The 24,956-nt window shown below is 64.1% G+C and carries 18 protein-coding genes and 1 tRNA gene; 10 read left to right on the forward strand and 9 right to left on the reverse strand.

The genetic code is table 11. The annotated features are described in order from the left end of the window. Positions 1-33 precede the first annotated feature (33 nt). Both motA and GBJ34_RS05835 read left to right on the forward strand, forming a co-directional pair. On the forward strand, positions 34-903 hold the full coding sequence (motA, locus tag GBJ34_RS05830) for a flagellar motor stator protein MotA (RefSeq protein ID WP_151718323.1): 870 nt from the start codon (positions 34-36) through the stop codon (positions 901-903). Next, a complete protein-coding gene (locus GBJ34_RS05835; RefSeq protein ID WP_151718324.1) occupies positions 900-3,053 on the forward strand; it encodes a hypothetical protein in 2,154 nt (717 codons plus the stop codon). The genes motA and GBJ34_RS05835 overlap by 4 nt, the downstream gene beginning before the upstream one ends. A gap of 20 nt (positions 3,054-3,073) precedes the next feature. Here the strand turns inward: GBJ34_RS05835 and GBJ34_RS05840 are convergent, their stop codons facing one another. From GBJ34_RS05840 to GBJ34_RS05865, 5 genes are all read right to left on the reverse strand, one after another. Then, positions 3,074-4,216 carry a DNA recombination protein RmuC gene (locus tag GBJ34_RS05840; RefSeq protein WP_151718325.1) on the reverse strand — a complete coding sequence of 381 codons (1,143 nt, stop codon included), beginning with the start codon at positions 4,214-4,216 and terminating at the stop codon, positions 3,074-3,076. Continuing rightward, complete coding sequence (mutL, locus tag GBJ34_RS05845; RefSeq protein ID WP_151718326.1) at positions 4,217-6,073, reverse strand: DNA mismatch repair endonuclease MutL; 1,857 nt, start codon at positions 6,071-6,073, stop codon at positions 4,217-4,219. Between the two features lie 98 nt (positions 6,074-6,171). Further along, positions 6,172-10,164, reverse strand: a complete 3,993-nt coding sequence (locus tag GBJ34_RS20720; protein ID WP_404811405.1) for a DNA translocase FtsK — start codon at positions 10,162-10,164, stop codon at positions 6,172-6,174. A gap of 7 nt (positions 10,165-10,171) precedes the next feature. Continuing rightward, on the reverse strand, positions 10,172-11,362 hold the full coding sequence (locus GBJ34_RS05860; RefSeq protein ID WP_151718327.1) for an aminotransferase class I/II-fold pyridoxal phosphate-dependent enzyme: 1,191 nt from the start codon (positions 11,360-11,362) through the stop codon (positions 10,172-10,174). A gap of 173 nt (positions 11,363-11,535) precedes the next feature. Further along, positions 11,536-12,864 carry an amidase gene (locus tag GBJ34_RS05865; RefSeq protein WP_151718372.1) on the reverse strand — a complete coding sequence of 443 codons (1,329 nt, stop codon included), beginning with the start codon at positions 12,862-12,864 and terminating at the stop codon, positions 11,536-11,538. Positions 12,865-12,948: 84 nt separating this feature from the next. Here GBJ34_RS05865 and GBJ34_RS05870 point away from each other — a divergent pair, with 84 nt between their 5' ends. Next, a complete protein-coding gene (locus GBJ34_RS05870) occupies positions 12,949-14,175 on the forward strand; it encodes an FAD-dependent monooxygenase (RefSeq protein ID WP_151718328.1) in 1,227 nt (408 codons plus the stop codon). A 9-nt stretch (positions 14,176-14,184) separates the two neighbouring features. Here the strand turns inward: GBJ34_RS05870 and GBJ34_RS05875 are convergent, their stop codons facing one another. From GBJ34_RS05875 to GBJ34_RS05885, 3 genes are read right to left on the reverse strand one after another with little or no spacing between them, the layout of a single operon-like run. Beyond that, positions 14,185-14,577 (reverse strand): barstar family protein, encoded by a 393-nt coding sequence (locus GBJ34_RS05875; protein WP_151718329.1) that lies wholly within the window; start codon positions 14,575-14,577, stop codon positions 14,185-14,187. Between the two features lie 7 nt (positions 14,578-14,584). Beyond that, entirely contained in the window at positions 14,585-16,045 is a 1,461-nt protein-coding gene (locus GBJ34_RS05880; RefSeq protein WP_226341055.1) for a sensor histidine kinase, read from the reverse strand. Then, positions 16,042-16,713, reverse strand: a complete 672-nt coding sequence (locus tag GBJ34_RS05885) for a response regulator (RefSeq protein WP_151718330.1) — start codon at positions 16,711-16,713, stop codon at positions 16,042-16,044. Before GBJ34_RS05885 ends, GBJ34_RS05880 begins: the two co-directional genes overlap by 4 nt. A 113-nt stretch (positions 16,714-16,826) precedes the next feature. On the opposite strand from GBJ34_RS05885, the gene GBJ34_RS05890 reads away from it, so the two are divergent. The 4 genes from GBJ34_RS05890 to GBJ34_RS05905 all read left to right on the forward strand — a co-directional run bounded on the left by GBJ34_RS05890 (position 16,827) and on the right by GBJ34_RS05905 (position 21,052). After that, positions 16,827-17,891 (forward strand): ABC transporter substrate-binding protein, encoded by a 1,065-nt coding sequence (locus tag GBJ34_RS05890; RefSeq protein ID WP_226341056.1) that lies wholly within the window; start codon positions 16,827-16,829, stop codon positions 17,889-17,891. 207 nt (positions 17,892-18,098) lie between these two features. Beyond that, positions 18,099-19,040, forward strand: coding sequence for a tripartite tricarboxylate transporter substrate binding protein (locus GBJ34_RS05895; protein ID WP_151718332.1), 942 nt, complete (start codon positions 18,099-18,101; stop codon positions 19,038-19,040). Beyond that, positions 19,037-19,531 (forward strand): tripartite tricarboxylate transporter TctB family protein, encoded by a 495-nt coding sequence (locus GBJ34_RS05900; RefSeq protein WP_151718333.1) that lies wholly within the window; start codon positions 19,037-19,039, stop codon positions 19,529-19,531. Before GBJ34_RS05895 ends, GBJ34_RS05900 begins: the two co-directional genes overlap by 4 nt. A 3-nt stretch (positions 19,532-19,534) precedes the next feature. Next, positions 19,535-21,052, forward strand: a complete 1,518-nt coding sequence (locus tag GBJ34_RS05905; protein ID WP_151718334.1) for a tripartite tricarboxylate transporter permease — start codon at positions 19,535-19,537, stop codon at positions 21,050-21,052. A gap of 163 nt (positions 21,053-21,215) precedes the next feature. Here the strand turns inward: GBJ34_RS05905 and GBJ34_RS05910 are convergent. Continuing rightward, a tRNA-Leu gene (locus GBJ34_RS05910) sits at positions 21,216-21,300 on the reverse strand. A gap of 152 nt (positions 21,301-21,452) precedes the next feature. On the opposite strand from GBJ34_RS05910, the gene GBJ34_RS05915 reads away from it, so the two are divergent. The 3 genes from GBJ34_RS05915 to GBJ34_RS05925 all read left to right on the forward strand — a co-directional run bounded on the left by GBJ34_RS05915 (position 21,453) and on the right by GBJ34_RS05925 (position 24,848). Continuing rightward, positions 21,453-22,439, forward strand: a complete 987-nt coding sequence (locus tag GBJ34_RS05915) for a complex I NDUFA9 subunit family protein (RefSeq protein ID WP_151718335.1) — start codon at positions 21,453-21,455, stop codon at positions 22,437-22,439. Positions 22,440-22,442: 3 nt separating this feature from the next. Next, the gene (locus GBJ34_RS05920) at positions 22,443-23,249 is read left to right on the forward strand and encodes an undecaprenyl-diphosphate phosphatase (RefSeq protein ID WP_151718336.1); all 807 of its coding nucleotides are present in this window, start codon (positions 22,443-22,445) and stop codon (positions 23,247-23,249) included. 162 nt (positions 23,250-23,411) lie between these two features. After that, on the forward strand, positions 23,412-24,848 hold the full coding sequence (locus GBJ34_RS05925; RefSeq protein WP_151718337.1) for an NAD(P)-dependent oxidoreductase: 1,437 nt from the start codon (positions 23,412-23,414) through the stop codon (positions 24,846-24,848). Positions 24,849-24,956: the final 108 nt, after the last annotated feature.

The raw sequence follows: 24,956 nt of genomic DNA on the forward strand, positions 1-24,956 counted from the left end.
TCAGGCAAGCAAGCGAGCGAGCAGGAGGGGGCGATGATCGGAATAGTCGGGATCGTATTGATCTTCGTGATGGTGTTTGGTGGCTATGTGCTTGCCGGGGGCAAGATGGGGATCATCCTCAAATCCCTGCCCTTCGAAATGATCATGATCGGTGGTGCGGCGCTCGGTGCCTTTTTGGTCGCCAATGATGGCCATGCGGTGAAAAAGGCGCTGCGCGATATCGCCAAGGTTTTCAGGGGCGCGCACTGGAAACCGGCAGATTATCGCGACCTGCTTTGCCTGCTGTTTGAACTGATCCGTCTGGCGCGCGGAAATCCCGTCGCCCTGGAAGAACATATCGAAAAGCCGAAGGACTCTCCCATCTTCAGCAGATATCCCCGGATCCTGCACGATCATGAAGCCGTCGATTTGATTTGCGACACCATGCGCGCCGCCTCGATGAACTATGACGACCCACATCAGGTTGAAGAAGTGCTGGATAAAAGGATGGAGACATCCAAACATCACGCCCTGCATTCCAGTCATGCGCTGCAATCCATGGCCGATGCCCTGCCGGCCCTTGGGATCGTCGCCGCCGTGCTCGGAGTCATCAAGACCATGGGCTCCATCGATCAGCCGCCTGAGGTTCTTGGCAAGATGATCGGCGGGGCCCTCGTCGGGACATTTCTGGGCGTGTTTCTCTCCTACGGGATTGTCGGCCCCTTTGCGACGCGGCTGCGCACGGTGACCGAGGAGGATGATCATTTCTATCAGCTCATCCGCGAGGTGCTTGTGGCCAATCTCTACAGCCACCCGGCAAATATCTGCATAGAGGTCGGACGCCAAAACACGCCACATGCGCTGCGACCAAGTTTTTCGGATCTTGAACAGGCCTTGCGCGGATTGAAGGCAGATGCAGCATGATCCGTTGGCTGTTCTGCGCCCTGCTCCTTCTCATCCCACTCACGCTGCGGGCGGGCCCAATGCTTGTGACCTCCGGCGAACATGACGGCTTCACTCGATTGGTGATCACCTTGCCACATGCCCAAGACTGGCAGCTTGGCCGGATGCAGGATGGCTATCGCCTCAGCCTCCCGGATGCGACGGAGGATTATGATCTTTCAAAGGTTGGCGACCGCATCGGTCGCACGCGCCTCGCCGAAGTGCGGCAATTGCCAGATAGTTCCGACCTGCGCATCGTTGCCGCCTGTGCGTGCCACGCGACCGCCTTTGCATTCCAGCCCGACATCATCGTGGTTGACGTAAAGTCGGGGCCACCACCCGCCGGCTCCCCATTTGAACACGCGCTTGAACAGCCCCTGCCCCGCCCAGTACCGTTACCTCAGACGCCCGCTCTCGCCTTGGGGTGGAATATGCGTCAGACCGGAGGAATCCGGCCGATGGTGACTCCCGACAGGGCTCCACGCGAACTGGGTCGTGACCTGGCGCGCCAGATCGGCACAGCCGCATCTTCGGGTCTTATCGAGCTTGCCGTGCCGGAGGCAGATGGCGCCGGAGACCCGTCCCTTCCGCAGATTGAGTTGCGGGCGGAGCCCAATCTGGAAATGCATATCGGCGAACGCGACACTACCGCCATCTTGCAACCAGACTGCCCCGCACCTGAGGAATATATTGCTGAAAACTGGATCCCTGCCGGCACGACCGCCGCGGGCTTCTTGCAAAAGGTCGCGCAGGTGCTGGCATCAGATATCGACGACCCACCCCCGTCGGATTTGATGTTGGCTGCAAAACTCTATCTGCATTTTGGTTTCGGAACAGAGGCACGGCAGCTCTTGCAGCAACTTCCTGCATCCGAGGAATACCGTGCTGGCTATATCGCGATCTCACAGGTCATGGACGGCGATCCTGCGGATCCAGACCCCTTTGCGGATCTTGCGCATTGCCGCTCGGCCGTGGCGCTTTGGGCCATCCTGGCACGCCCGCACCTGCGTCCGGCTGAACCGATTGCGTCAAATGATATTTATCAAGCCTTCGCCAATCTGCCCCGACATTTGCGACACCATTTGGTCGGTCCGTTGATCGACCGACTCCGCGAACAGGGCGACTTAAAAGCCGCAGACCGGATCCGAGCCGCGATCGAACGCGAGACCAGGCTGACGGAACCTGGCTTTGATCTTGCGCTCGGCCGTCTTCAGATTGCTGAGCAGGAGGAGAACGCCGCGCGCGCGACACTGGAAAAGGCCGCCGCAACCCCCGGCATCGCAGAAGCAGAAGCACTCATCGCGCTGGTCAAATTGGCCTTTGACAACCGGACGCCGATCCAACCTGCGCGCCTGCAGAACATTGCGGCCTTGGAGGCACAGTTCGCCGCGGCACCCTTGGGCCTGGACCTGCGTCATGCATTGGTGATCGCCTATGCCCTGTCGGGCGAGTTTCAATCCGCCGCGCAGATACTTCGTAGCGCACCTTCAGCAAAAGATCGGTTCTGGACACTTCTGGCGGAGCGCGGCACCGCTGCCGACCTGCTGGATCTTGCCTTCACGCCGCCAGGCGATGCCGCCCATTTGATCCGGCCCGAAGGCCGGCTCCGGATTGCCAAACAACTCGCAACGCTCGGCTTCCACGCCGAAGCCGCACAATGGCTTTTGATTGAGGGCGCGGCCGCGCCTCCGGTTGAGGATGCGCGACAATTGGCACTTGCCGAAGCCTATCTCGCGCTGCATCGCCCCAAAGATGCGCTGGCTTCGCTCGCGGGCAGCAGCCCTCAGGCGGATGACCTGCGCGCCCGGGCCTTGGTTGCCCTTGATCGCAAAGGTGAGGCCGCCTTGCTGTTGCCGCATCAACCTCCCTCAGAGACGATGCGCCATCTCTTTCGTCGCGAGGGCGACTGGTCACGGGTTGCGGCCACCGATTCTGCCCTATGGGCCGACGCGGCAAAGGCCTATTTGACAGCGAGGCAGCTGCCTGTCGACGACATGACGCTTGCCGTTGCAAATGAAGCTCTGGACGTTTCGGTGCAAAACCGGGCAATCGTGGCGAAACTTCTTGCGGGCTCGGCCGTTTCGGCACCATCAGCGGAGACGTCCTCTGCCACGACAATGGCAGTGCCATGACTCAGGCAAGATTGCCGGGATTAAGGCCCGCTTCCGATCATCGTCGATGTCTCGGGCGCAAGTTCCTCAAAATCAAAATTGTCCAGACGGCGCGCGCGTTTGCCCGCTTTCTCGGCACTAATTCGGATATCTTCAAGGTCCTTCGCGGCCTGGCCAAAATGGCGATCCAGATTGCCAACGCGATCCCCAAGCCGCGAGACATCCTGATAGAGCATGGCCAATTCCTTGCGGATCGCGCCAGCTTGTTCGCGCATCCGGGCGTCCTTCAACACAGCGCGCATGGTGTTCAGCGTGGCCATGCAGGTGGTGGGCGACACGATCCAGACCCGGGCGGCGAAACCGTCACGAATCAACTCCGGAAAATTGGCATGAAGCTCGGCGTAAACCGCCTCAGAGGGCAGGAACATCAGCGCACCATCCGCCGTCTCGCCTTCAAGGATATATTTCTCGGCAATGGCCTTGATATGCGCCCGCACAGAACTGCGCAAAAGGCGCGCCGCCATATCAAGATCGGCCTGATTCTGGGCGCGCCGCAGCGCCTCATAGGCCTCAAGCGGAAATTTGCTGTCGATGACGATCGGGCCAGGCGGATTGGGCAGATGGATCAGGCAATCCGCCCGCCGCCCGTTGGAAAGCGTCGCTTGCATCGTATAGGCATCCGACGGCAGCGCCTTCAGCACAATATCATGCAGCTGGATCTCGCCAAAAGCACCCCGGGTCTGCTTGTTCGAAAGAATATCCTGCAAAGACAGAACGTTACCAGAGAGTTTCTCGATATTGGCTTGCGCCTTGTCGATCGTTTCCAGCCGTTGATGCAGATCACCCAGGCTGCGGGCCGTCCGGGTGGCGCTGCCCTGCAGGCTTTCGCCCATCTGCCGCTGCACTTCGGCCAGACGCTGCTCCATCACCTGCAGCATCGCGCTCTGGCTCATCGCCTGGGCCTCGGAAACGTGATGCAGCCCTCCCGCGAGACGCTCCTGCCCTTCCGCCAGGGACTGGACGCGCTGCCCCAACCATCCGATCTGCTGCGCAAGCGGCTCCGCCACCCGCCCAGAGGCGCGCAAGATCAGGAGCAGCATGACGAACAGCAGCAGCAGAACTGCCGCCACGGCCAGCACGACCGGATCATTCCAAGCCAGCTCGATTGTGCCGATACGAAGCATCTAGCGGCGTCCAAACAGGCGTTCGATATCGGCCAGCTTCAGCTCGACATAGGTCGGGCGGCCATGATTGCACTGCCCCGACATCGGCGTATCCTCCATCTCGCGCAGCAGCGCGTTCATCTCTTCGGCGCGCATCTGGCGACCAGAACGCACAGAGCCATGGCAGGCCATACGGCTGAGCACAGCGTCGATCCGCCCGCGCAAACGATCGGAACTGCCCAGATCCGCCAGATCATCAAGGATATCGCGGATCAGCGCCGCGGCATCGATCCGCCCCAGCAGCGCAGGCGTTTCACGCACCGCAATCGCCCCGCCGCCAAAGGCCTCGATGACCAGACCAAGCGCCGCCAGATCTTCGGCGACCTCAAGAAGACGCGCAGCATCGGGTTCGGAGAGGTCAACGATTTCGGGGATCAACAGCGCCTGGGCGGTGATCCCATGCGCCGCGGCCTGGGCTTTCAGTCGCTCATAGACCAGCCGCTCATGCGCGGCGTGCTGGTCCACGATGACCATGCCCCGCGCGGTCTGCGCGATGATGTAGTTTTCATGCACCTGCGCACGTGCCGCACCCAGGGGGCGTTCGGTCAGGTCGGGCAGGGGCGCGGCAACGGCCTCGATTCGCGCCGAAGGCGCCTCGGCAAAGCCGAAATCCGGCAGCGGTGCCGGAGCCTGCGCGGTATAGGCGCGGGCGAAACTTGCCTGCGTGGGGCGATCCATCTGATAGACGCGCGGGCCGCCAGGCATCGATGCCGCAGGCGCGGGCTCGGCGCGGAACGCCTCCAGCGTCTCATCCGCGACGGTGGAGGACGCACGATGCCCCGCGCCCGTCAAGGCCAGCCGCAGACCCGACACGATCAGCCCGCGCACCAGCGCCGGTTCGCGGAACCGAACCTCGGCCTTGGCGGGATGCACATTCACGTCCACCCGCGCGGGGTCGCATTGAATATTGAGCACAGCCGCCGGGTGCCGGTCGCGCGACAGCACATCCATATAGGCAGCGCGCAGGGCACCAAACAGCTGCTTGTCCAGCACCGGACGGCCATTGACGAACAGGAATTGCGCAGCCGAAGACCCGCGCGAATAGGTCGGCAAGGCGGCATAGCCAGTCAGCCGCAAGCCGTCGCGCTCCAGATCGATGCGCAGAGCGTTTTCGGTGAAATCCGCCCCGATCACCCGCGCCAGCCGGCCCTGCAAGGCATCGAAGAAATCACCATTTTCCGGCTCGGCCCGGAACACCACCCGGCCTTCGCCCCCGCCCGTCACATCCCGCAGGGTGAAGCCGACATGCGGTTCCGACAGGGCCAGACGCTTCACCACATCGGCAATCGCGCCCATCTCGGCGCGGTCGCTGCGCATGAACTTCAGCCGCGCGGGCGTCGCAAAGAACAGATCGCGCAGTTCAACCACCGTGCCACGCGTCAGGGCAGCCGGGCGCACCGGCCCCATCCGGCCGCCCTCGACCGTGATACATGCCGCCTCGTGCCCTTCCGCGCGCGAGGTGATGTTCAACCGCCCCACCGCGCCAAGGCTGGGCAAGGCCTCGCCGCGAAAGCCGAAGCTGCGGATATCGAGCAGATCGGAGCCGTCGATCTTGGAGGTCGCGTGCCGCGACAAGGCCAGTGGCAGGTCTTCTGCCGTCATGCCACAGCCATCATCGGTGATGCGGATCAGCGTCTTGCCGCCATCGGCATACTCCACCGTGATGCGGCGCGCGCCCGCATCCAGCGCGTTCTCGACCAGTTCCTTCACCGCCGAGGCCGGGCGTTCCACCACCTCACCCGCGGCGATGCGGTTGATCGCCGCCTCATCCAGCTGGCGGATCACGGGACGCGTTATCTTGGGGGTATCGAGTTTCATGTCACCAGACCTAGCATGGGCGCGCAGATTCGGCCATGGGGCCAAATGCAAAAGGCGCGGGACCCGCCCGCGCCTTTCCATGCAAACTCACACCGAAATCAGGCCTCGGGGATCAGGATCTCGCGCTTGCCGACATGGTTTGCGGCGGTGACCACACCCTGTTCCTCCATCTGCTCCACAAGGCGGGCGGCCTTGTTGTAGCCGATGCCCAACTTGCGCTGGATATAAGAGGTGGAACATTTCCGATCCTTGGCGACAATTGCCACCGCCTGATCGTAAAGCGCATCCTCGCCTTCGGTATTGCCGCCGGTATTGAGACCGAGCACCGCGTCGATATCCCCCGCGACATCATCCTCCGGTCCCTCGACCACGCCCGACATATATTGCGGCGGGCCGAAGGATTTCAGGTGGTTCACGATTTCCTCGACCTCTTCATCGCTGACGAAGGGGCCGTGGATCCGGGTGATGCGCGCACCATTGCCCATATACAGCATGTCGCCCTGACCCAGCAATTGTTCGGCACCCTGTTCCCCCAGAATGGTGCGGCTGTCGATTTTCGACGTCACCTGGAAGGAAATCCGGGTGGGGAAGTTCGCCTTGATGGTGCCGGTGATGACATCGACCGACGGCCGCTGCGTCGCCATGATCAGGTGGATACCCGAGGCGCGCGCCATCTGCGCCAGACGCTGGATGCAGGCCTCGATCTCCTTGCCTGCGACCATCATCAGGTCGGCCATCTCGTCGACGATGACGACGATATAGGGCAGCGCCACGGGCGCGAATTCCTCGGTCTCGAAAACCGGCTCGCCGGTATCCTCGTCAAAGCCGGTCTGGATCGTGCGCTTGAACATCTCGCCCGCGGCCTGCGCCTCGCGGACGCGGCCATTATAGCCGTCGATATTGCGCACGCCCATCTTGGACATCTTGCGATACCGCTCTTCCATCTCGCCCACGACCCATTTCAGCGCGACAACCGCCTTTTTCGGGTCGGTCACCACGGGCGAAAGAAGATGCGGGATGCCATCATAAACCGACAGTTCGAGCATCTTGGGGTCGATCATGATCAACCGGCATTCCTCTGGTGTCAGCTTGTAAAGCAGGCTGAGGATCATCGTGTTGATCGCGACCGATTTGCCCGAGCCAGTGGTCCCTGCGATCAGCAGGTGGGGCATTTTCGACAGGTTTGCCACCACCGGATCGCCGCCGATATCCTTGCCAAGCGCCAGCGGCAGCCGCATGTTGCTGTCGCCGAAATCGCGGGCGGCCAGGATCTCGCGCAGCACCACCTTTTCGCGGGTGGCATTGGGCAATTCAATGCCGATCACCGACCGTCCCGGCACGGTGGAGACGCGGGCAGACAGCGCCGACATCGAACGCGCAATATCGTCAGCCAGACCGATCACCCGGCTGGCCTTCAGGCCCGGCGCGGGTTCCAGCTCATACATGGTGACGACGGGGCCGGGACGGACCGAGACGATCTCGCCCTTCACACCATAATCATCCAGCACGGATTCCAGCATCCGGGCATTTTCCTCCAGCGCCTCATCCGACAGCGTATGGCGCTGCACGGTGGCGGCCGAGGCCAGAAGCGACAGCGGCGGCAGTTCATAGGCCTGCGCCATCTGCTCCTCGAACCGCAGGCGGGGTTGGGCCTCTGCCACCGCGCGGGTGGAGGGCTGAACCTGCTTTTTCAACGGATGCTGCACCACGCCGCGCTTCACCTCTGGTGCGACCAGCGGTGCCGACATGCGCGGGGCCATGCCAGTATCGCGGCTGGGGCTGACACGCAGCGGCATCGGATTGGCGGGTGCGTGGGTCGGTGCCATCATGGCATCCTGCACCTCAAAGCCATCTTCTGCGCCGCCGTCGAAGGCATCATCAAAGGCCGCATCAAACGCCGCATCGGCATCGTAATCGCCATATCCCTCGGGCTGCCAATCGGCGGCCTCGACCGGCATCGGCTCCTCGGCACCACGGCGCAGGAAGGCCGGGGCCGGTGATGCCGGGCGATAGGCGCGCAGATCCGCAACCGGCGCAGGGCTGCTTGCGTGCTCTTGCGGCCAATCGGCTTCCACCTGCCAATCGGCATCGTCCTGCCAATCGGATTCCGCAGGGCGCTGCGGAGCCCCAACCTGCGGTGCAACCGGGGTCTGAACTTGCGGGGCCACCGGCATCTGAACCTGCGGTGCGGCCATCTCCAGCGGCCGGTTCAGCGGGGCGGGGCGCGCAGCTTGCGGGGCCTGGGGCACGGGCGCGATGCCTTGCGCACGGGCAGCCCCGGCACGGATCGCCGCCGCCACAGCCGAGGCCGCCGCCGCCGCAGAAACCACGCGGGCAGGCTGCGCTGTCACAGATTGCGCGTTCACCGGCGCCGCAGGTTTGGGGGGGGCCATTTTCGGGGCGAGGCGATGGATCTGGGGTTCCAGCCGGAGGGCTGCACCAGCGGACTGCGCCGAAATCGCGTCCTGCAACATCAGGGGCGCGGGCCGCGCGCCAGTGCCATCCGGGCCTTGCACCCGCTCCAGTGCCTGTCTGCGCGCCTCTGCCGCAGCCGCCACCGCGGCATTGGCCGCAGCCGCGCGGGCGGCCGCCTGCGCTTCGGCCTGCTGTATCGCCTGTTGCTCTGCCAGCTGAGCCTGTGCAGCGGCGGCACGCGACGCGGCCGAGGCGACCGCAGCCGATACAGCGGTCAGCGGCCCGGTGGCCAGGGCCGGGTCCATATCCGGCAGGGGGCCTGCCACAACCGGCGGCTCTGTCCGGGTCACCGGCGGATTGCGGCGCATCAATGCCGGTTCGCGCCGCGCGATCGCGGCTTGCAGCGGTGTCATATGCGGTTGCGGCGCAGCCGCCCCCTTGCCCAGCCGCACGCGGTTGCGGATAACATCAGAGATGCGGGCCTTGATGCGATCTTCGGAAGGCAAGTCGTCCTGGGACATGGCATATTCTTCGACAGGCAATTCGGCAGGGGGCAGATCGGCATCGTTGGACCCAAAGAACAGACGGCCCAGCAACCCCTCTTTCTTGCGGGGGGCGGAAATTTGCGGCGCGGCCATCGTGGGTTCCGGCGCATAATGTGTGGCGGCCATCTGGGTCGGTTCCGCCATGAAGGCGCGTGACGCGGGCAGGACCGGCGCGCCCCGAGGGGTCTGGGCCCCCATGGGGGCTGCCAGACCGAAATCCGGGGCGGGGCCGCAATCCTCGTCATAGACCAGATCATCATCGGCCAGATGATGGTCATAGCCCGATTGCATCGGCGCGGCCTCGGCGCGGATCACCCGGCTGCGCGGCATGGCGGCCCCCATCGGCGGCGGGGCCGAAAGATTGACCGGGTTCAGCAGATGGCTTTCAGCCTCGGCGCTGCGCTGAGCCTGCGCATTGGCGCGACGCTGACACTGACGTTCCTGCAGCGATTGCGCGGCCTGCAGGGCCCCTGCCCCGCCGCGCCCGGCCAATTGCATGATCTGGGAATAGGTCATCACCGATCCGACCATCAGGAAATGCCGGATCGCCGCCAGTTCATCACGATCAAAGCCGGTGACGAACAACAGCATCCCCAACATGCCAAGGCCCATCAGCAGCGACATCACCTTGAGACCAAAGGTGGCCTTCACCGGGGCGACCCCCAGCAATGCCCCCACCACCGCATCGCCAAAGCGTCCGCCAAGGCCAAATGTATGCGCGGCCTCCCAAGCTGTGCCCGGCACATGGGTCGCGGCAAAGGCCGCAGCCATCGCCACCGCGATCAAGGCAAACACCATGCGCGAGATCGCGCGATCCGCCCCGCGATGCAGCACGAAGCGCATCCCCCAGGCAAACAGGATCAGCGGGATCGCCCATGCGCCACGCCCGATGATGATCATCAGCGTCGAGGCGATGGCCGCCCCAAGCCCGCCCAGCCAATTGCTGATCGGTTGATCCGAGGCCACAAGCCAACCCGGATCCTCGGGCGAATAGCTCAGCAGCATGGCGACAAAGATGGTCGCAAGCGCCATCAGGCCGATGCCGATCAGTTCACGCGCGCGGCGTTCCAGGGCGGCCTGTGTGTTGGGATCCACCAGCGGGTCGCGTTGACGCATATGATACAGTGCCATCCTGACCTCACCCGTAGAGACAATCGCGCAGCTTCAAGAGGCTGCGTTCGGTTTCATCGCGCGGCGCCACCAGCGCCACCCGCACATAAGGATCGCCGGGATTGTGGCCATCCACATCCCGCGAGAAATAACCGCCCGGAATGACGCGCAGCCCGGTCTCGGTCCAGAGTTTTACCGCCGCTGCCGCCCCGTCACCGATGCTGTCAGGCACCGGCAGCCACAGGAAGAACCCGCCCTCCGGCGTGCGATAGCCCTGCATTCCGGCAAAGATCCGTTCGGCATCGTCGAACTTCTGCTGATAGAGCAGGCGCGAGGCGTCGACATGCGCCTCGTCGCGCCATGCCGCCTCGGCCACATGTTGCAGCGGCAGGGGCAGCGGTGCCCCGGCAAAGGCACGCAACTGGCGCAACCGCTCCATGCTGCGCGGCCCGGCAGCGACAAAACCCGATCGCAGCCCCGGCAGGTTCGACCGTTTCGACAGCGACTGAAAGGTCACCACACGTTCGGGATCGGCACCGATCTCGGCGGCCACTTCCAGAATGCCGACAGGCGGCGCGCTGCGCCAGATCTCCGAATAGCATTCATCGGCAAAGATCTGGAAATCGTGCTTTTCCGCCAAAGCCAACAGGGTCTTCCAATATTCGCGGCTGGCCACCGCGCCCTGCGGATTGGCAGGCGAACAGATATAGGCCACACCCACGCGATCCAGCAGATCGGCGGGCAGGCTGGCATAATCGGGCAGGAAATCGGTGGCGGCCCCTGCGGGCACATAGACCGGCTCTGCCCCAACTGTCAGCGCAGCCACGGCATAGACCTGATAGAACGGGTTCGGCAACAGAACGGCGGGCTGCTTGCCGTTCTTGGTTTCCGGGCACAGCGCGATACAGGCATTATAGAGCCCTTCCCGCGTGCCGTTCAGCACCATCAGGCGATCCGTGCCCAACGTCACGCCGTAGCGCCGCTTGACCCAGTCAGAAATCGCGGACAGCAGGCCGGGCGTCCCGTCATTGGGCGGATAAACCGCGAAGCCACCCAGATTGGCCGCAAGGATCTGTCCCACAAAATCGGGCATGGCATGGCGCGGTTCGCCAATGGTCATGGCAATGGGCTCGCCCCCGGGGGGGAGATGATCGATCAGCTTCCGCAGACGCGGAAACGCATAATCCGGCAGGCTCGAGAACCGCTCAGGAAACGCCATTATACTGCCTCATATCGGGGTCGTATCGCCCCGTTTGACCTGACGATAACGGGCAACCGCTTCCCGGTCCAGCAAAACGACACACCAAAGGTGGTAGGCTCACACAGGTTGTGGCGTTTTTGCCCCGGCACCATCCGCAGCAGCCAGGTCGCATCAGATCGAAGGCCGCGCCCTCAGCGCAGCGCCTGTTCTACCGCAGCGCCCAGCCGCAACAGCCGTTCTTCCTGCATCGCGGGCCCCATCAGCGAAATGCCGCAAGAAGGCTGCACGGTTGGCAGCGTCAGCACGCAAAGCCCCATCATATTGCCGATGCGGGTATTGCGCAGCGCCAGCAGATTTTCGGCGCTGAAATAGGCCGGATCATCGATCAGGCGCTGTGCATCGGGCGGCAGGATCGGCGCGGTCGGGATCAGCACCGCGTCAAAGCCGCCCGTCCGCCGCTCCCAGGCCTTGCGCAGATCCTGCAACCGGCGCCAGGCCTTCACATATTCGGTCGCCTTCACGCTGCCGCCCGCGCGGAAGCGTTCCAGGATGGGGGGAAACATCTTTTGCGGCGCGGCCTCGATCGTATCACCCCAGATCGCATAAGCCTCTGGTGCAAAAAGATAACCGGCAAGCTGCATCGCCTCCTCGACCTCGGGGGCGGTGAAATGTTCAATGGTCGCCCCGGCATTGGCCATGCGGCGGGTCGCGTCCTCGAACCCTTTGGCGGGTGCCTCGCGGATCGCATCAAAGGCGATGGTATCCAGCACACCGAAACGCGCATTGGTCAGGGTCGCCCCCTTCAGATCGGCCGCGCGCCGCGCGGTCAGCACCGACAGGATCAGCGCGCAATCCTCAACGGTGGAGGCCAGCGGCCCGACGGTATCGAACTGCTCGCAGAGCGGCACCACCCCCTTCAGCGACAACCGTCCATGGGTGGTTTTCAGCCCGACCAGATCATTCCAGGCCGCGGGCACCCGCACCGATCCGCCGGTATCCGACCCGATCGCCGCAGGTGCCAGCCCGAAGGCGACCGAGGCCGCAGCCCCGGAAGACGAGCCCCCCGGCACCGCCCCGGGAAAGTTGATGCAGGGCGGCGTGGCCGTCACCGGGTTCAGACCAAGCCCGGAAAAGGCCAGTTCCGTCATATGGGTCTTGCCAAGGCAGACCAGGCCCTGGGTCGTCGCAGTATGCAACACCTCGGCATCCTGCGCGGGCACCCGTCCTTTCAGCAGCGCCGATCCTGCCTCGCAGGCCACGCCTGCGACATCGAAATTGTCCTTCCAGCTTAGCGGCACACCATCAAGCGGACCAAAGCGCGTGCCCGCGCGCTGCCGCCCCGCGGCCGCAACGGCGGTTGACCTCGCATGATCGGCGGTGGTGCGGGCATAGATCTGCTTGGCCTCGGGGTGTTTGGCGATCGCCTCCAGATAGGCCTCGGTCAGATCGACCGGGTTGATCTTGCCCGCCTCGATGGCGCGCCCCAGATCGGCGGCGCTGCGGCCCAGCCATTTGTCCATCATCGCGCGACCCTCCTGATTTGCAGCCACGCTAGCGGCGAGACAGCGCATGGACAATCCCGAAGCATCGCCCATATTGGCGGCATGAGCGAAGATTGCGATATTCTGATTGCGGGTGGCGGGCTGAATGGCCCCGCCTTGGCGCTGGCGCTGGCCCAAGGCGGCCTGCGCGTCACCGTGGTGGACAGCCGCCCCGCACCTGCGCGGGCTGAGGCGGGCTTTGACGGGCGCGCCTATGCGCTGGCCTTGGCCTCCAAACGCCTGCTGGCGGTGACCGGGGTCTGGCCAAGGGTCGACAGTTTCCAGCCGATCCTGAAGATCACCGCAAGCGATGGTGTGGCGGGACAAGGTGCCTCACCATTCTGGCTGGGTTTTGACTCGGCAGAGCTTGAGGAAGGCCCGATGGGCTTCATGGTGGAGGATCGCCATCTTTATGCGGCCTTCTTGTCGGCCCTACGCGAGACCACGGGCGTCACGCTGCTGTCCGGCGACAGCGTTGTGGCGCAAGAGGTTGGCGCGCAGGGCGTGACGGTCACGCTGGCATCTGGTCGCCGGATCGCCGCGCGGCTGCTGGTTGGCTGCGACGGGCGGCAATCGGGGGTGGCGGCGCGGGCGGGCATCCGCCGCACCGGCTGGGGCTATGGGCAAACCGCGCTGGTCACCGCGATCCGGCACGAGAAAAACCACGAAGGCACCGCGCATCAGTTCTTCATGCCCGCAGGGCCATTGGCCATTCTGCCACTGGCGGGCGGCCATCATTCCAGCATTGTCTGGAGCGAATCTGAGGCCGCAGCCCAGGCCATTCAGGCATTGGGTGACCGCGACTATCTGGCGGCGCTTCGCCCGCGCTTTGGTGATTTTCTGGGTGAGATCGCGCTTGCGGGCGCGCGTTTCACCTATCCGCTGAACCTGACGCTTGCCACCAGCTTTGTCGGGCCCCGCGTGGCGCTGGTGGGTGATGCCGCCCATGGCGTGCACCCCATCGCCGGGCAAGGGTTGAACCTTGGCCTGCGCGATGTCGGTGCCTTGGCGCAGGTGGTGATCGAGGCTGCGCGGCGCGGCGAGGATTTCGGCAGCCTGACCACGCTGGAGCAATATCAACGCTGGCGGCGGTTTGACAGCACCACGCTGGCGCTTGGCATGGATACGGTGAACCGGGTGTTTTCCAACGGCAATCCGATCCTGCGCGCGGGCCGTGACCTTGGCCTCGGGCTGGTCAATGCCCTGCCCGGCCTGCGGCGCGGCTTCATGCGGCAAGCGGCGGGGCTGACCGGCGAATTGCCGAAACTGCTGGCCGGGCAGCGGATCTGACGCTGGCCATCAGGCCAGAACCAGCGTGATTTCAGGGTGACCTGTGAAGATCTGCAAGACGATCTCGAAATAGGTCGGGCCTTCGCCACGCTCGAGCGCCGCCAGATCCTGCGCGATGCGGGAGACATCAAACCGGCCCGGTTGATCCAGTTTCGCCCGATAATAGGCGCGGGTCGCGTCACGCCCAAGGCCCGTGCGGCTGATCGCGCTATCCTGCCAGATCACCGTCACCGGCCCCGCATTCCGCAAGACGCCATAGCCACCATATAACAGGTCATCCAGCGCATCGAGACTGGCACCAAGCTGCCAGTCCTCATCCGCCATGAAGACCCGGTTCAGCTCGGCGTAAAATCCGGCAATATCTGGGATCTTGCGGCCCTCAAGCGTCAGCGTCACGGCCATCCGCGCCTCACGCGACCAGCGGCAAGCGGATGCCCGCACGCAGCCCACGCCCGCCTGCGCCTGCATCCAGAACCAGCCCGCCCCCGAACAGCGCCGCGATCTCCTCGACCACCGGCAGACCCAGCCCCATGCCGGGCGTGCTGTCATTGCCGCGTGCAAAGCGCGTGACCACATTTGCCCGGGCCGGGGCAGGCAGACCGGGGCCGTTATCCTCGACCTCCAGCAGCGCCTGGGCACCCGTGGCCCGCACCCGCACCGTGACCTCGGTGCCGCGCCCGGCATAAAGGAGCGCGTTGGAGATCAGATTGTGCAGCGCTTCCCCCAGAAGCAGCGGTTCCACCCGCACCAAGAGCAGCCCGGTGCCCTCAAAGCCCAGATCGATCCCGGCCTCGGCGGCGGCGGGGATGTGGTCGGCGGTCAGATCGCGGGCCAGCGCCACCAGATCCAGCGGATCGAAGGCAGGCCCTTCGCCGCCCGCCGCATCCACCCGGGCCAGCAGCAAAAGCTGCGCCAGAATGCGCTCGGCATGAGCCACCGCCGCATCGCCCTTGGCGGCAGCGGATTGCGCCTCGGCCAAGGTCGCAGCGCGGGCGGCCAGCGCCAGTTGTGTGCGCACCACGGTCAGCGGTGTGCGCAACTGGTGCCCGGCATTGCCGGTGAAGTTGCGCATCCCGTCCAGCGCCGTCTTCAGCCGGCGCATGAAGGAATTGACGGTATCCACCAAACCGCGCACCTCGGACGGCACACGGGTTTCAATCGGGCTCAGGTCATCGGGGCTGCGCGCCGCGATCTCGTCTCCCAGGCGATAAAGCGGGCGCAGCGACAGCGTCACCGCAATCCAGACGATCAGTGCCGCCCCGGCGATCATCCCGGCCAGACGCAGGGCAGAACGCAGCAGGATTGTCCGGGTCAGCACCTCACGCGCATGGGTGGTTTCGGCCACCGTCACCACGAACGGCACCTCATCAATCCCGGTAGAGGCCGCACGGGCAAGACTGGCAACCCGCACCGGCACACCATTGAACATGCCATCGGCAAAGGCCGGATCACCACCGGGCTGGGCCCGCGCCACCGGCAATTCGGCATAGCCCGTCACCATATGGCCCGGCGGGCCGTCGACGCGGTAAAATACCCGGTCCTGCGCAGCGGAGCTGAGCATTTCAAGCGCGCCATAGGGGATCTCGATGGCCAATTGCCCATCACCGGCCAGGGATGCGCGTTCGGCGATCACCAGAGCCGATCCGGCCAGAACCCGGTCGGCCAACGCCGTTGCGGTGCGCATCGCCTCAAACCATGTGTCGATCAGGGCCGCGACACCAATGACGGCGGTCGCGATCAGCAACCATGCCAGCAGCCTGCGGCGCAGCGAATGGGTGGCCTGCAGCCCCGCCTCTGCCAGGTCGGTCCCCGCCAGGCCATTCTCGGCCAACCCCGCCTTCAACCGATCGCCCGCCGCCAGATTCGTCACGATGCGGCCCGGTCGAGGAAATAGCCGATGCCGCGCGCGGTCTTCACTGTCAGGCCCGCAGGGGCCAGCCGTTTGCGCAAGCGGCTGACATATTGCTCGATCGCATTGGCGGACAGGTCATCCTCCAGCGAGGTCAGCGACTGCACGATGGCCTCGCGCGCGACCACCTTGCCTGCCCGCAGGATCAACAGTTCCAGCAAGCCGCGTTCGCGCGCGGGCAGGTCCAGCGGCAGGCCCTGCGCCGAAAAGCTGCGCGCGGTCAGATCGAACACCAGATCACCGAAACTGATTGTGGAGGTCTTCAACCCGGCCTGCCGCCGCAAAAGCGACCGCACCCGCGCCTCGAACTCACCAATATCAAAGGGTTTGATCAGGTAATCATCGGCACCAAGGTCAAGGCCGCGCACCCGTTCATCCGGGGCACCGCGCGCGGTCAGGATCATCACCGCCGCTGCATTGCGCCGCCCGCGCATCGCGCGCAGCACATCCAGCCCGTCCATCTGTGGCAGGTTCAGGTCAAGGATCACCAGATCGAAACTTTCGGCCATGGCCAAAGCCTCGGCCGAGGCACCGTCATGCACCACATCCACCGCATAGCCGGTCTGGCGCAATAGCGCCGACAGGCCCTCGGCCAGTGATTCATTATCCTCGACCAGCAAGATGCGCACGCAGCTTCCCCCTTGAGATGCAGCCTAACGGGCCAATGTCCGCTTGTGAACATGGCAGTCGTCGGGCAACATTGCGTCTCATGCGGCTGCGCTTCCCCCCTTTGTGCCCTGCCTTGCCCGCCGCCTTTGCGCTGCTGGCCAGTCTCGCGCTGCCTGCGCGCGCGGCTGAGGTGACCGAGTTTCCCGCCCTGTCGGGCCACGCGCTGCGCCATCTGGTGATCTATTCCTCGCTGGATACCGATCTGGCCGCGCCGTTGATTGCCGCCTATCAGGCGCAGGCCCCCGATGTGGCTGTGCGCTATGAGGATTTGCTGACCGGCGAATTGCACGACCGGATCGTGGCAGAAACCAAGGCAGGCAAGGGCACCGCGGATTTCGCGTTCTCGTCTGCAATGGATCTGCAGGTCAAACTTGCCAATGACGGCTATGCCCGCGCGGTCATCACCGCCGACACGCCGGATTGGCCGGATTGGGCGAACTGGCGCGATACGGCCTATGCGCTGACCTTTGAACCGGCGGTCTTCGCCTATCACAAACCGAGCTTCACCGACCATCCGCCCCCGGCGACTCGCGCCGATCTGATGCGCTGGATGTCTGAACATCCCGAACAGGCCGAGGGACGGATCGGCACCTATGACATATCGCGGTCTGGCGTGGGCTATCTGTTTCTGGCCCGCGATCAGGATCTCTATCCGCAGATCTGGTCGGTGGTGGCCGCGATGGGGCGGTCGCATGTGCAGCAATACCCGACCAGTGGCGAGCTGTTGCAGCGCATCTCCGACGGGCGGTTGGCGGTGGGATACAACCTGTTGGGCTCCTATGTCGCGGAATGGGCGCGACAACACCCCGATGTCGGGCTGATCCTGCCGCGGGATTTCACCGTGGTGGTGTCGCGGGTGGCACTGGTGCCAGAGGCCGCGCGTGACCGTGACCTGGGCACCGATTTTCTGGCCTTCCTGATGTCCCCCCCGGGCCAGAAACTGCTGTCAGAGGAATTGCGCCTGCCCGCCGTCAGCCTTGAGGTCGCCGGGCGCACCAGCCCGGCCGGCGGGATGCAGGATCTGAGCGGGCTGCGCCTGAAACCCGTGCCGGTCAGCCCCGGCCTGCTGGCCTATCTGGACCAGGCCACGCGCCAGCGCCTGATCGCACGCTGGAACACGGCGCTGTCAGGCCGCTAGTTTTTACAAACCGCCTGCAAATTTTGCAGTTTCTGTCCCCCATGTCAGCTTCGTGACAGCTTTCTGTGCTGGAACTGCGCCATGGCCCGCATCCAGTGCGGGTCGGGGGAGCTGGCCGCGCTTTGGGAGAAGTGGCGGCGCGCATCACAAAAATTGAAACACGGATGCCGGATCGCATAGCGATGCCGGTGCAAGCGGAGGAACGCCATGAAGCAATTCGTTCTCGCAAGCCTGTTCGCCGGGGCCATCGCCCTTCCGGCAGCGGCGGATTACACCATCATCGCCCCGGCCAATCCGGGCGGTGGCTGGGACCAGACCGCGCGCACCATGCAAAGCGTGCTGCAAGAAGAAGGCATCTCGCCTTCCGTTCAGGTCCAGAACGTTCCCGGCGCGGGCGGCACCATCGGCCTTGCGCAATTTGCCAGCCAGAACAAGGGCAATGCCGATGCGCTGATCGTCGGCGGCTATGTGATGGTCGGCGCGATCCTGACCAACAATTCGCCCGTCAGCCTTGCCGATGTGACCCCGATCGCCCGTCTGACCGGCGAATATGAGGCCATCGTGGTGCCTGCCGCCTCGCCAATTCAGGATATCAACGGGCTGATCGAGGCGCTGAAGGCCGATCCGGGTGCCGTCAGCTGGGCCGGTGGCTCCGCCGGTGGCACCGACCATATCGCGGTCGGCCTGATCGCCAAGGCGGCGGGCGTCGACCCGACCAAGATCAACTACATCGCCTATTCCGGTGGTGGCGAGGCCCTGGCCGCAATTCTCGGCAATCAGGTGACCGCTGGCGTGTCGTCGCTGGGCGAGTTCCAGGAACAGGTGAAAGCAGGCACCCTGCGCCTTCTGGCCACCACCGCGCCGGAGCGGATCGAGGGCATCGACGCCCCGACCCTGAAGGAATCGGGTCTGGACGTTGAACTGCAAAACTGGCGCATGGTTGCGGCGGCCCCGGGCCTGAGCGACGAGCAGCGCGCCAAGGTCACCGCCGATATCGAGACGATGGTGAAATCGGCCAACTGGCAAAAGCAACTGGCCGACAAGGGCTGGTCCGATACCTACCTGTCGGGTGACGCGTTCACCGAGCAACTCCAGAAGGACGTGACCTCGACCGAGGCCATCCTCAAGGATATCGGTCTGGTGAAATGACCGGAAAGTTCTTTGAACCTCAGCGCCGCCTTGACCGGGCGGCGCTGGTCATCGCCTTCGGGCTGGCCGTCGTGGCAGGCGTGATGCTGTGGGACAGCGCACGCCTTGCCGATCTGGGCGGCTATTCCGGGGTGGGTCCGGCGAGTGTGCCCCGCGTTGTCGCGGCGGTGCTCCTCCTCCTCGCCGTCTGGACCGGGATCGCTGCATTTCGCGGCGATTTCCCGGCCCGGCCCCGCCAGGATCCCGGTCCGGTGCTCTGGATTGTCGCGGGCCTGGCCCTGCAACTTTTGCTGCTGCATGTCGCGGGCTTTTCCATCGCGACCGGCATTCTGTTCGCCCTGACCGCCCGCGCCTTCGGCAAGCGCAACCTCGCCCTGACCCTCCCCGTCGGCATCGCATTGTCGTTTGTCGTCTGGGTCGTGTTCTCTCAGCTGCTGATGCTGCATCTGCCCGCCGGGCCGCTGGAGCTTCTGTTCTTCCAGAAGGGATAAGCCATGGGGGCCTTTGATTTTCTGATGCAGGGTCTGGTGACCGCCGCCGACCCGATGATGTTGTTTTACGCGCTGATCGGCGTGACGCTGGGCACGGCTGTGGGCGTTCTGCCCGGCATCGGCCCGGCGCTGACGGTCGCGCTGCTGTTGCCCGTGACCTACCGCCTGGACCCCGCCGGATCGCTCATCATGTTTGCAGGGATCTATTATGGCGGCATGTATGGCGGATCGACCACCTCGATCCTGTTGAACACACCCGGCGAAAGCGCCTCGATCATCACCGCATTGGAGGGCAACAAGATGGCCCGACGCGGGCGGGGGGGGCCAGCTTTGGCCACTGCCGCCATCGGATCCTTTATCGCGGGCCTGATCGCCACGCTGCTTCTGGCCTTCCTTGCACCCTCCATCGTGAAAGTGGCGCTGGTCTTTGGCCCGCGCGAATATTTCGCCCTGATGGTTCTGGCCTTCGTGACCGTCTCCGCAGCTTTCGGTGATTCCGCGCTGCGCGGGTTGACCTCGCTGTTCCTCGGCCTGGCTTTGGCCTGTATCGGCATTGACCAGCTTTCCGGTCAGGCGCGGCTTGCCTTCGGCGTGCCGGAGCTGCTGGACGGAGTCGAGGTGACCACGCTGGCCGTGGCAATGTTCGCCATTGGCGAGGCATTGGCGATTGCTGGCCAAGGCAAGGTCGGGCGCGAAGAGGTGCTGGCGGTCAAGGGCTCGGTCTGGATGACCAAGACCGACTGGAAACGCTCGTGGAAGCCCTGGCTGCGCGGCACCGCCATCGGCTTCCCGATCGGGGCCATGCCTGCGGGCGGCGCCGAGATCGGCACCTTCCTGAGCTACGCGACCGAGAAGAAACTGACCAAGCACCCCGAGGAGTTTGGCCAAGGCGCCATTGAGGGCGTTGCGGGACCCGAGGCTGCCAACAACGCCTCGGCAGCGGGCACCCTGGTGCCGCTGTTGACACTGGGCCTTCCGACCTCGGCCACAGCCGCGATCATGCTCGCGGGCTTCCAGCAGTTCGGTCTGCAACCGGGGCCGCTGCTGTTTGCGACGAACCCGACGCTGGTCTGGGGCCTGATCGCCTCGCTGCTGATCGCCAATGCCATGCTGCTGGTGCTGAACCTGCCGCTGATCGGGCTCTGGGTGAAGCTGCTGACCATCCCCCGGCCTTGGCTTTATGCGGGTATCCTGCTCTTCGCGACGCTTGGCACCATCGGCGCCAACCCGTCGACCTTTGAGCTGGGGATGCTGTTGGGCTTCGGCGTGCTGGGCTATGTGATGCGACTGTTCGGCTATCCGATCGCGCCCATCGTGGTCGGCCTGATCCTTGGCCCCATGGCAGAACAGCAATTGCGCCGGGCGCTGGCGATCAGCCAGGGCGACTGGACGGTGCTGGTGCAATCGCCCATCGCGGCGGTGCTGCTTGGCATCGCGGCGCTGGCGCTGATCGTGCCGTTGATTCTGCGCCTGCGCGGCAAGGGTGCGGTTCTGTCGCAGCTTGCCGGCGACGAGGATTGAGCCGGGGCACGACACCGATTTGAGCAACCTGACGGGGCCTTGCGCAAATGCGCGAGGCCCCATTGCCATCCGCCCCCTGCCCCGCGCCTTCCGCTGTTGGATTCACCGGGCCAGAATAGACAAAAGGCCCGCAACCTGTTGGGGTTGCGGGCCTTTTGTAAATTGGTGCCCAGAAGAGGACTCGAACCTCCACGTCTTGCAACACTGGTACCTGAAACCAGCGCGTCTACCAATTCCGCCATCTGGGCGATGTCGTAGGGCGGTATCTACGGGTTGTCGCAGGGGGTGTCAACAGCGGTTCGTGAAAAAAGTTGCGGCCATTTGCGCCTTGTCTGAAAATCCCCTTAAAGCTATGGAGACAAGGAATTTTGCACCATTACCTGACGGGAAGGTCTCGCAGATGAGCAAGCTTGTCACGATCTATGGCGGTTCGGGTTTCGTCGGCCGTTACATCGCCCGCCGCATGGCACAAGCGGGCTGGCGCGTGCGCGTTGCGACGCGCCGCCCCAACGAGGCGCTGTTCGTGCGCCCCTATGGTGTTGTGGGTCAGGTCGAGCCGGTTCTGTGCAATATCCGCGATGAGGCCAGCGTGCGCGCCGCCCTTCAGGGTGCCGATGCGGTGGTGAATTGCGTGGGCCTGCTGAATGCCGTGGGCAAGAACACCTTCGACGCCCTGCAGTCCGAGGGTGCCGCGCGCGTGGCCCGCCTGGCCGCCGCAGAAGGCGTGCAGCATCTGGTGCATATCTCGGCCATCGGCGCGGATGCGGGCAGCGACAGCGACTATTCCCGCACCAAGGGCGAGGGCGAGGCGGCTGTTCTGGCAAACTTCCCCTCTGCCGTGATCCTGCGGCCTTCGGTCCTGTTCGGCAATGAGGACAAGTTCTTCAACCGTCTGGGCCTGATCGCCCGCATGAGCCCGGTCATGCCGGTCTTCGGGGCGGAATCGAAATTCCAGCCGGCCTATGTCGAGGACGTCGCGGCCGCCGCCGTGATGGGCGCAACCGGCGAGGCTGCGCCCGGCATCTATGAACTGGGCGGGCCGGATGTCGAAACGCTTGCCGATCTGACCCGCGCAACGGCCACCATCGTCAACCGCCGTCGTCTGGCGCTGCCGCTGCCGCGTTTTGTCGGTCGTCTGATTGCTTTCGGCTTTGGCACCTTGCAGACACTGTCCGGCGGCCTGATCGAGAACAAGATCCTGACCGCAGACCAGTTGAAGAACCTCTACCGCGACAATGTTGTGGCACCGGGTGCCAAGGGCTTTGCCGATCTGGGTATCACGCCCACGGCCTATGCTGCCGTGCTGCCGGATTACATGTGGCCCTATCGCCCCTCTGGTCAGTTCGACGCGATCAAGGCCTCGGCGAAGAACGTGCGCAAAGCCTGATCCATGGCCGACCAATCGCTGCTGAGTGCTGCCTTTCTGGGACTTCTGGAAGGGCTGACCGAGTTCATTCCGGTATCATCCACCGGACATATCCTGCTGGCCGGGCATTTCCTTGGCTTTGAAAGCGCAGGCAAAAGTTTCGAGGTGGTGATCCAGCTTGGTGCCGTGCTGGCAGTGCTGTCGGTCTATGCAACGCGGCTTTGGGCGGTGTTTTCCAACGCGCATCGTGACCCCAAGGCGATGCGCTTCATCATTGCGGTGCTGCTGGCCTTCTTCCCTGCGGTGGTGATCGGCGTTCTGGCGCATGACTTCATCAAGACAGTGCTGTTTGAATCGCCGATGCTGATCGCGATCAACCTGATCCTTGGTGGCATCGTGCTGCTGGTGGTGGACCGGATGACGCTGGCACCGCGCTATGATGACGCGATGGATGTTCCGCTGGGCACCGCGCTGAAGATCGGCTTCATCCAATGCCTTGCGATGATCCCGGGGGTCAGCCGCTCGGGATCGACCATCGTGGGTGCGTTGCTGCTGGGCGTGTCGAAACGCGGCGCGGCCGAATTTTCCTTCTTTCTCTCGATGCCGACCATGGCGGGCGCCTTCGCCTATGACCTGTGGAAGAACCGCGATGTGCTGGACGCCAATGCCCTGACCGAGATCGGTATCGGCTTTGCCATGGCGCTGATTTCGGCGGTATTCGTGGTGAAGGGTTTGCTCAACTACGTCTCACGCCACGGCTATGCCCTGTTTGGCTGGTGGAGAATCGTTGTCGGCCTCGTGGCCGCAGGCGCACTTTTGCTGGGTTTTTAGGCAGAACGGGAACTCTTGCTGACCTATTCTCAGGGGAATTTTAGTGATTACTTCGCCACCAAGGCAGAAATCATCAAAATAAGTCAATATTGCTGACTTTTATTCAGATTCCGACTGGCGTATCCAGATCTCACCCACCGAATGACTTAGGGAGGCGAGACTATGGCCAAGGAACGGATGCTTCAGTTTGTCACCGTTGATCGGGAAATGCCCGAGAAGCGTCCCGCCAATCTGCGCTCCCAGGACTTCCACGAGATTTACCGGGAATTTGCGGCACAGAAGGCTGCCGAACAGGCCAGCCGCTGCAGCCAATGCGGCGTGCCCTATTGCCAGTCGCACTGTCCGCTGCACAACAACATCCCGGACTGGCTGCGCATGACCGCCGAGGGGCGTCTGGAAGAGGCCTATCAGATCAGCCAATCGACCAATACCTTCCCCGAGATCTGCGGCCGCATCTGCCCGCAAGACCGCCTCTGCGAAGGGAATTGCGTGATCGAACAGTCTGGCCACGGCACCGTGACCATTGGCTCGGTCGAGAAATATGTGACCGATACGGCCTGGGAAAACGGTTGGGTCCAGCCGATCCGTCCGGTGATGGAACGCACGGAAAGCATCGGGATTATCGGTGCGGGCCCGGGCGGCCTTGCTGCCGCCGACATGCTGCGCCGCAAGGGGTTTCAGGTCACCGTCTATGACCGCTACGACCGCGCGGGCGGCTTGCTGACATATGGCATTCCGGGCTTCAAACTGGAAAAGCCGGTGGTGATGCAGCGCATCGAACAACTGGAGGCCTCGGGCGTGCAATTCGTGATGAATTGCAAGGTCGGCGAGGATCTCAGCTTTGACGCGATCCGCGGCCAGCATGACGCGGTGCTGATCGCAACGGGCGTTTACAAGATGCGCGATGTCGGCGGGCCGGGCGTGGGCCAGAAGGGTATCGTGCAGGCGCTGGATTACCTGACCGCCTCCAATCGCAAGAGTTTTGGCGATGAGGTCGAGGCCTTCGACAATGGCGATCTGAATGCCAGCGGCAAGCGGGTGGTGGTGATCGGCGGCGGCGATACCGCAATGGATTGCCTGCGCACCGCGATCCGTCAGGGTGCCACCTCGGTGAAATGCCTCTATCGTCGCGACCGCGCCAATATGCCGGGCAGCCAGCGTGAAACCCAGAATGCCGAGGAAGAAGGCGTTGATTTCGCATGGTTGACCGCGCCCAAGGCTTTTACCGGCAATGGCTCGGTCGAAGGCGTGCTGGTGCAGAAGATGCGTCTTGGTGCCCCTGATGCCTCCGGTCGTCAGATGCCCGAGGTGATCGAGGGCGCGGATTACGTCGAACCCGCCGATCTCGTGGTGACAGCCCTCGGTTTTGAGCCCGAGGCCCTGCCCGCGCTGTGGAATGTGCCCGAACTGACGGTGACCCGCTGGGGCACCATCAAGGCCGATTTCCGCACCCATCAGACCGCCCTGCCCGGCGTGTTTGCCGTGGGCGATATCGTGCGTGGCGCAAGCCTTGTAGTCTGGGCGATCCGCGACGGGCGCGAAGCCGCCGATGCGATTGCCGACTATCTGGCCCAACCCGCGAGCGTTGCGGCAGAATAAGCCAAGGCAGGCCGGGCAAGGGGCCACCCCCCCCGGACCTGTCCAAACAGACTGCACGCGCCGCTCAAGGCGCGCGCGCCTATGACCCGACAATCCAACCCGACAGAG

The organism is Gemmobacter serpentinus, from assembly GCF_008973825.1.
Taxonomy (GTDB): domain Bacteria; phylum Pseudomonadota; class Alphaproteobacteria; order Rhodobacterales; family Rhodobacteraceae; genus Gemmobacter; species Gemmobacter serpentinus.

Bases quoted from the DNA above. Each gene is read 5' to 3' on its own strand.
- GBJ34_RS05920 (WP_151718336.1), top strand. From the start codon at position 22,443: ATGGCCGACCAATCGCTGCTGAGTGCTGCCTTTCTGGGACTTCTGGAA.
- GBJ34_RS05840 (WP_151718325.1), bottom strand. From the start codon at position 4,216: ATGCTTCGTATCGGCACAATCGAGCTGGCTTGGAATGATCCGGTCGTG.
- GBJ34_RS05870 (WP_151718328.1), top strand. From the start codon at position 12,949: ATGAGCGAAGATTGCGATATTCTGATTGCGGGTGGCGGGCTGAATGGC.
- GBJ34_RS05865 (WP_151718372.1), bottom strand. From the start codon at position 12,864: ATGGACAAATGGCTGGGCCGCAGCGCCGCCGATCTGGGGCGCGCCATC.
- GBJ34_RS05900 (WP_151718333.1), top strand. From the start codon at position 19,037: ATGACCGGAAAGTTCTTTGAACCTCAGCGCCGCCTTGACCGGGCGGCG.
- GBJ34_RS05835 (WP_151718324.1), top strand. From the start codon at position 900: ATGATCCGTTGGCTGTTCTGCGCCCTGCTCCTTCTCATCCCACTCACG.
- GBJ34_RS05905 (WP_151718334.1), top strand. From the start codon at position 19,535: ATGGGGGCCTTTGATTTTCTGATGCAGGGTCTGGTGACCGCCGCCGAC.
- GBJ34_RS05875 (WP_151718329.1), bottom strand. From the start codon at position 14,577: ATGGCCGTGACGCTGACGCTTGAGGGCCGCAAGATCCCAGATATTGCC.
- GBJ34_RS05925 (WP_151718337.1), top strand. From the start codon at position 23,412: ATGGCCAAGGAACGGATGCTTCAGTTTGTCACCGTTGATCGGGAAATG.
- GBJ34_RS05895 (WP_151718332.1), top strand. From the start codon at position 18,099: ATGAAGCAATTCGTTCTCGCAAGCCTGTTCGCCGGGGCCATCGCCCTT.
- mutL (WP_151718326.1), bottom strand. From the start codon at position 6,073: ATGAAACTCGATACCCCCAAGATAACGCGTCCCGTGATCCGCCAGCTG.
- GBJ34_RS05860 (WP_151718327.1), bottom strand. From the start codon at position 11,362: ATGGCGTTTCCTGAGCGGTTCTCGAGCCTGCCGGATTATGCGTTTCCG.
- motA (WP_151718323.1), top strand. From the start codon at position 34: ATGATCGGAATAGTCGGGATCGTATTGATCTTCGTGATGGTGTTTGGT.
- GBJ34_RS20720 (WP_404811405.1), bottom strand. From the start codon at position 10,164: ATGGCACTGTATCATATGCGTCAACGCGACCCGCTGGTGGATCCCAAC.
- GBJ34_RS05915 (WP_151718335.1), top strand. From the start codon at position 21,453: ATGAGCAAGCTTGTCACGATCTATGGCGGTTCGGGTTTCGTCGGCCGT.